The organism is Streptomyces sp. NRRL F-525 (genome assembly GCF_000716605.1).
Classification (GTDB): Bacteria; Actinomycetota; Actinomycetes; order Streptomycetales; family Streptomycetaceae; genus Streptomyces.
On sequence record NZ_JNXE01000205.1, the window covers coordinates 1 to 304 of the forward strand.

The window sequence follows — 304 nt, forward strand, 5'->3', positions numbered from 1 at the left end:
AGACAGCTGGTAAGCCGTACGGCCACAAGGAGAAGTCCGTGGACCACACCGCAGTCTTGCGATCCATCGGTGATTCGATACTCGCCGATCAGTTGGGGCTGGAGCTCCACGATGAAGTGGTGGTGCGCACTCGTACGTTCATCCGCGAGGGCAAGCGCACCGTGTTCGCCGTGTCGTGCATCAACATGCGGGCCCTCGGCGACGTGCCTGAACTGCTGAGCACAGAGCCCTTCGGCCAGTTCTGGCAGGAGGTCTACAAAGCGCGTACAGGTCGAACGGTCTCGAAGTCGCCGGAGCGCCGGAG

At 62.2% G+C, this 304-nt stretch carries 1 pseudogene; it reads left to right on the forward strand.

The features are described from left to right. Nucleotides 1-38: 38 nt before the first annotated feature. Nucleotides 39-304 (forward strand): annotated as a pseudogene (locus tag OO69_RS48540) (GntR family transcriptional regulator); the annotation flags it as partial.